Raw genomic sequence first — 6,477 nt, forward strand, 5'->3', positions numbered from 1 at the left:
CGCAGGGTGCCGTAGGCGGTCTGGGTGCGGGCATCGAGGTTGATGCGCATCCGGCCCTGGTAGCCCGACGTGTCACCAGCCGCGCCGGCTTGGCGGGTATAGCTGGTCTGGTATCCGCCCTCGAACCGGGCGCGGCCCGAGACGCGCAGGCAGGTATCGGTGCCGGGGATGTAGAAGAAGCCGGCGCCGTAGGCGCTACAGACGCGGACGTATTCGATCGGCACGGCCTTCTTGACCGGCAGGTCGGCGGCGTGCGCGGCGCCCACTGCCGCGAACGCGGCGGCGGATCCGAGGAGGGAACTCTTCAGGAACTTCATCAGCAACCCCAAAACTTCGAGACCCGTAACCGCGGCACTGCCTGATTTTTCAGGTCAAACCGCTCATTGTTGTTTGGGCCCGCGTCTTGGTGGCGTGCTCCGGCAGGCTCTCACATCGTGGGGGCTTGCTGGAGGGGATCATGCCTGAACTGTTACGCTCAGCCACATGGTTTCTCCCGGACACTTCTGGTTTGAATGGAACTGTGGCTGCACTGCCACAGATGTGGCAAGCCCTCCTATCAGCGGCTGCCCGCAGAGCGCCGGGCGGCCACATCATCACGGCTCGCCCGTCCTCGCGCACAACCCGACCACGCCGCGGCTGGTGGGGAAGCCGCGGCGCGTCTCTAGCCTCATTGTGAGCCCATGTTTTATTGGGCTGACCGTTCGCATCAGGAGGGCATCGGTCTGGGCTGCTCATCCCCTACCGACGCCCCTCCTTCAGGTCATCGAAGGGATCAAGCCATGGCGGGCGCGCTGCCGCCCATCAGAGCCTGACGCTGCGCGATGGCTGCGTCGTAGAGCGCCTGCTCGTCCTGCTTATGTTTGATCGAAAACCGGATGAGAGCTGCTCCACATGCGCACGCGATCGCGGCACAGCCGAGGATAAGAAAGCAGAGCTGCACGTTGCCGGTACCACGGAGCAGAAAACCTGCCGCGACGCCACCGATATTGCCGCCGGCGCCGATGATGCCGGCAACGCCACCAAGGACCTTCCGATCAATGAACGGCACGAGCGCGTAGAGCGAGCCGCAGGCCATGTGCGTGAACAGGCCGAACACGAGCATGGCCGTGATCGCTAAACCGACCGCACCGGCCTGAGAAAAGGCGACGAGGAAGATGCCTTCACCCAGCATCAGGCCAAACAGCAGCCATGTACGACCGTCGAGGCCCTTGGTGCGGGCAACGCGATCCGACAAAAGGCCACCAAGGGCCCGCGCGAAAAGCGCAAGCAGTCCGAACGCACCGACTGCGTACCCCGCATCGACCACTGACAGGTGATAGTGATCGTAATAGTACGTGACCGCGATGCTGTGCACAAACAACTCGACGCCGAACGAGGCTCCGTAGCAGGCCGCGAGCAGCCAGACACGGTAGTTCTGCGCGGCGGTCTTCATCACCTCCCAGCCGCCCTTCTTGCCGCAATCGACCGAGATCCCCCGGCGGCGTAGATCTGGGACGTTGCCCTCGGGCGTGTCTTGCGTGAACCGCCAGTACAAACCCGCCATGATCAGCATGAGCACGCCCGGCACGATCATCGAGTAGCGCCAGCCTGCGCCTTCACTGACGCCGAACGCCACCGCGGCACCGACCACGAGCGGCATCGCGCTCTGCGTGAACCCGCCGCCGGCATTACCCCAGCCCCCGACGGTCGCGTTGGCGGTGCCGACCACGTTTGGCGCGAACATCACCGATGTATGATATTGAGTGACGACGAAGCTCGCACCGATGATGCCGATGAGAAGCCGAAACACCAGAAATGAGGTGTAGTCCCACGCGAATGCGATGCCAAATACAGGTAATGATCCAAGAGCTAGTAGGATCGTATAGGTGATACGCGGTCCGTATTTGTCGCACATCGGACCGATCACCATGCGGGCAAGGATGGTCGCGAACACGCCGGCGATGGTGATGTTGTAGATCTGCCCGCTGGTAAGCTTGAGATCAGCGCCGATGATTGGCATCAGCGGAGCAGTCGCAAACCATGCGAAGAAGCAAACGAAGAAGGCCATCCAAGTCAGGTGGAAGGCTCGCATCTGCGGGGTTTTGAGACTGAAGAGGTCGATCCGGATCGCCTTCTGTGAGGCCATGTCGGAGGCTCCCTGAGCGCGTTGAAAGGGCACGAGGTCCCGTGCACGGCGATAGGGGTCGCGCACGGGTCGAGCAGTCTCAGGCGGCGATGCCGAGCTTGTGGGCGATCGCGACCAGCAGCTCGTGGTTCGAGCGCATCATCTCAGCATTGGACTTCAAAAGCCGGGCATTCGACTCCATCAGGGCATGGTTGGAGGCCATCACCTCGGCATTCTCGGCGAGCGTGGTGGCATTGGCCTTCACGACGGATTGGTTCTTCATCAGCGCGTCGGTGTTGGTAGCGATCTTCTCGGAATTGGCTTCGAGCACCTCTTTGTTGCCTTCGAGCAGCGAGTGGTTGCCGCTCATCAGCGAGTGGTTACTCTCCAGCAGCGTGTGGTTGTCGTCGAGCTTGGCCTTGTTAGCTTCGATTGTGTGATGGTTCGAGGCCAACGTAGCGGCATTTGCGTCCATCACCTTCTTGTTGCCACCCAGGAGGGTCTTGTTGGCCTCAAGAAGCGTGTGATTGCCGGCCAGGGCTTCGCTGTTGCCCGTAACCGTAGCGCTATTGGCTTCGAGAACCGAAGCATTCTTTGCCAGTGCCTCGGCATTCTCACCGAGTTTCTCGCTATTCCCGGCAATTGCGGTCTTATTTGCAACAACAACTGTTGAATTAGCTTTAATTGCCGAAGCGTTTGCGACGAGCGACTGATGATTACCTTTCAGCACACCTTTGTTAGCTTCCAAGGCCGCATGGTTCTCGCCGATCGTTTCGGCGTTGGCTGCGAGTATCTTGTTGTTGCTCTTGAGCGCCGTGCTGTTGGCTCCCACCGTATCATGATTGGCTTCCAGCAATTCATGATTGCCCTTTAAGGTCGCAGCGTTCGATTGCAGCACGCCTGAGTTCTTGACGAGCAGAGTATGGTTGTCTTCGAGCGTGATTTGATCAGACATAATCTATCTCCGGTGATTGAAGGGGATTTCAACTAACAGAAATCTGAGCACAGATCGTCGATCGCCAGAAAGAGGCGTTAGATCGAGCAAAGTATTTGTAGGACGCAGCGCTGCGTGAGTTGCTTACCTGGAACGCAATACGCTAATTATTGATCTTAAGATGCCGGTAGAATGGGCACTTCTCAGTTCACGGCGTCGTGAACGCGAGGCGATGTGCGAGACCGGTCGGACGCCACGCTGCGTCGACTAACATCGTTGCACAGATCATGCCGGAAGATGAGCTCAGCGGCTAGTTTAGGTGCGGCATTTTATTCATTGAGCGGCAGATCTCCGCCGGGAGTGGAATGCATCTTCTCTCGATACTTATAGCGGTTGGCTCTCGAAGGCCGTGCCCCACGAACGGCTGGGCTTTCGCCTGTCGCCCTTGGCCTCACGCACGTCCAGCACAGTGACGGCGGATAATCCTAACATGGGTTCGAGACCTAGCTTGGGGAAGCCTCGGTGTGTTCCTGGCGTCCTCGCGGGCGGGTGTTTCATCCGGTTAAACGACCGTTCTATCGGACGAGACACCCCGCAAAACCAGCATGTCTTACGTCTTCATCTCCTACCTGCGGGTCTCGACCGAGCGGCAGGGCCGATCCGGACTCGGGCTGGAGGCGCAGCGGCGAGCGGTCGCCGATTTCCTCTCGGGCGGCTCCTGGCGCCACGTGGCCGAGCTGGTCGAGGTGGAGAGCGGATCCCGGGACAACCGCCCTCGCCTATCCGAAGCCATGGCCCTCTGTCGGCTGCACGGTGCCACGCTGGTAATTGCCAAGCTCGACCGGCTGTCGCGCGACGCAGCCTTCCTGCTGAACCTGCAGAAGGCCGGGGTGCGGTTCGTGGCGGCAGACATGCCGGAGGCGAACGAACTGGTGGTCGGCATCATGGCGGTAGTCGCCCAGGCCGAGCGCAAGATGATCTCGACCCGGACCAAGGCCGCGCTGGCGGCCGCCAAGGCCCGAGGGGTTCAGCTGGGCAAGCCGGAGAACCTATCGAACCGGGAAGCCGGCCAGGTGCGCAGCAGGGTGCGTCAGACTCAGCGGTCCGAGGAACGAGCCAGGGACCTCGTCCCGGTCATCGCCACCCTGCGGGCCGAAGGCGCGGTCTCGCTGCGCCAGATCGCAGCGGCGCTGAACACTCGCGGGATCCCAGCAGCCCGGGGCGGCGTCTGGTCGGCCGCTCAGATCCAAAGGGTGCTGGCAAAAGCGTGAGATTGCCGTGTTTTGCGTAAGAGCAGGGTAATCAGACAGCTACCAGGTAGCTACTGGATACCATTAGCTAGCAGGAAGCTATGCAGTAGCTTCCTGCTAGCTAACAGCCGGCGGCTAGCTATCGCGTAGCTTAAGGTATCTGTTAGTTAGCTGTTAAGATCTGCGTGACGTGTTGCGTAGAGACATCCGAGCTCGGAGGAACCATGCCCGTCATCGCCTTCGCCAACCCGAAGGGCGGGTCCGGAAAATCGACCAGCGCGCTGCTGCTGGCGACCGAACTTGCCACTAAAGGAGCGTCCGTCACCATCATCGACGCCGATCCGGAGCGTTGGATCAGTCAGTGGGCAAAGCTACCTGGCAAGCCTGAGAACGTTACCATCATCAGCGATGTGACCGAGGAGAGCGTGGTCGACGCCATTGACGCTGCTGAGCGCGACGCAGCGTTCGTTATCGTCGATCTGGAGGGAACAGCTAGCTTATTGGTAGCCAACACAATCGGCATGGCCGATTTAGTGGTGATCCCGACGCAGGGATCCAGCATGGATGCGAAGGGCGCGGCCAAAACCATCCGCCTCATCCGCAACTCGGAGAAGCTGTCTCGTCGGCGGATCACCCATGCGGTCCTGCTCACACGCACTGGAGCAGCCGTCACCTCCCGTGCTCTGCGCAACGTGCAGGAGCAGTTGCAGGCCAGCGGCATAGCCATGTTCGAGACGGCGATCGTGGAGCGGGCGGCCTTCAAGGACCTGTTCGATTTCGGCGGTACGCTGGCGGGGCTTGCAGCAGCACAGACGAGCAATCTCGAAAAAGCGATCCAGAACGCTCGCGAGTTCGCGGGGGAGGTGGTGTCGAAGCTCAAAGCAGCTGCGAACGAAAGGTCGGCAGCGTGATGGCCGGCAAGGAGCGCACTTCGCTCGGGTTCGGCGATGAGCTCGACGATATCGACCCCTCAGCCTGGGCCAAGCCAAAGCCACGAGATGACAAGCCTACAGCTGAGGCAACGAGGCAAGCGGCGGAAGCCACCGGTTTCCGAAGCCGAGAGCCTGTCAAAAGCGAGCCAATCACGGCGCCGCCCCGACAACAGCGCCGACGCAGGACAGGTCGCACGGCTCAGCTAAATCTCAAGCTGAAGCCTGAGACGATCGAGACCTTCATCCAGGTGGCGGATGCGAACGGGTGGGGCCTAGGCGAGGCGTTTGAGCGCGCTGTTGAGTTGCTCGAGCAAAGCACCGTCAAGAAACGATAGCTGGTAGCTACCAGCTTATTAGGGAGCAAGCCATAGGCTCGGCCTGTCTAACCGGCGCTGAAACTGGGCATTCACCTCTTCCCCTTACCTTGGCTTCAGCGACCGGGCATGGCCCGATTGCCAGTAGAGCAACGCGCCGGCTCCCAAGACAGGGCCCTCTGGTGCGCGGCCTCGTTGGCACAGTCGTAGCTGAGCCCCGCCCCCACTCCCTCCGGGGGCGGGCCTCAGGCCTTCAGCACCTGCGGGATCCCAGACAAATAAAGGCCCCCCGAGGGAGCGGCCCGAAGTCTTGGGCGGAAACACCCTCGGAAGGGCTACGCGACCATGACGCTATTGTGATCCCGCACCGCCAACGTAGCTCTCGCAGTGCAGCAGAGAACCATTCTCTGAACTCTGCAGGTGCGGATCATGCGGATCACGTGCGCGCTCGCCCCAATGGGGCTTATCTGAACTAAATTGCCGCACGAGATCGAATTAGAATATATTTGTACGATATATAACCAGCGTTCGCTGGCAAAATAGGGTACTACCTGACACTAAGCGTATCAGTACGATGACGCGTTAGGAGTACCGAGGAATACGACCATGGGTTGGGTACTTGTCGGTCTAACTGCCTATGCTGCTGGCGCGATGCAGTTCTGGCACATGTGCCAGAACGCTCCGGTGCAGGACGAGCGTGAGCCGGCCCTCCTTGATCAGGGACTACCGGCTGCCGCGCTGGGCCAGCACCGCCGGGATGGTGCGCAACATGATCGCGATGTCCCGGCGCAGGCTCCAGCGGCTGGCGTAATCCAGATCCAGCGCCACCCGCTCGGCGTAGCTCGTGTCGGAGCGGCCCGACACCTGCCATAGCCCGGTCACCCCGGGCGGAACAGCAAAGCAGGTCTGGAACGCGCGGCCGTAGCGGGCGACCTCGGCCGGC

7 protein-coding genes are annotated in these 6,477 nt (G+C 61.0%); 3 read left to right on the top strand and 4 right to left on the bottom strand.

The annotated features are described in order from the left end of the window. From OXS49_RS32105 to OXS49_RS32115, 3 genes are all read right to left on the bottom strand, one after another. The coding region (locus tag OXS49_RS32105; RefSeq protein WP_267428584.1) for a porin at window positions 1-317 on the bottom strand (317 nt) is incomplete at its 3' end. 455 nt (window positions 318-772) lie between these two features. Next, window positions 773-2,125 carry an MFS transporter gene (locus OXS49_RS32110; RefSeq protein WP_267428585.1) on the bottom strand — a complete coding sequence of 451 codons (1,353 nt, stop codon included), beginning with the start codon at window positions 2,123-2,125 and terminating at the stop codon, window positions 773-775. A 79-nt stretch (window positions 2,126-2,204) separates the two neighbouring features. Next, window positions 2,205-3,059: a hypothetical protein gene (locus tag OXS49_RS32115; protein ID WP_267428586.1), complete on the bottom strand. Its 855-nt coding sequence runs from the start codon at window positions 3,057-3,059 to the stop codon at window positions 2,205-2,207. Between the two features lie 584 nt (window positions 3,060-3,643). Between OXS49_RS32115 and OXS49_RS32120 the strand changes: the two genes are divergently transcribed. The 3 genes from OXS49_RS32120 to OXS49_RS32130 all read left to right on the top strand — a co-directional run bounded on the left by OXS49_RS32120 (window position 3,644) and on the right by OXS49_RS32130 (window position 5,555). Further along, window positions 3,644-4,309 (top strand): recombinase family protein, encoded by a 666-nt coding sequence (locus OXS49_RS32120; RefSeq protein WP_267428587.1) that lies wholly within the window; start codon window positions 3,644-3,646, stop codon window positions 4,307-4,309. A 203-nt stretch (window positions 4,310-4,512) separates the two neighbouring features. After that, entirely contained in the window at window positions 4,513-5,199 is a 687-nt protein-coding gene (locus OXS49_RS32125) for a ParA family protein (protein ID WP_267428588.1), read from the top strand. Next, window positions 5,199-5,555 (top strand): stability/partitioning determinant, encoded by a 357-nt coding sequence (locus OXS49_RS32130; RefSeq protein WP_267428589.1) that lies wholly within the window; start codon window positions 5,199-5,201, stop codon window positions 5,553-5,555. The genes OXS49_RS32125 and OXS49_RS32130 overlap by 1 nt, the downstream gene beginning before the upstream one ends. A gap of 702 nt (window positions 5,556-6,257) precedes the next feature. On the opposite strand, the gene OXS49_RS32135 is transcribed toward OXS49_RS32130, so the two are convergent. Next, a partial coding sequence (locus tag OXS49_RS32135) for a sugar transferase (RefSeq protein WP_267428590.1) occupies window positions 6,258-6,477 on the bottom strand: 220 nt, incomplete at its 5' end.

Source organism: Methylobacterium sp. GC_Met_2 (assembly GCF_026540795.1).
GTDB lineage: Bacteria > Pseudomonadota > Alphaproteobacteria > Rhizobiales > Beijerinckiaceae > Methylobacterium.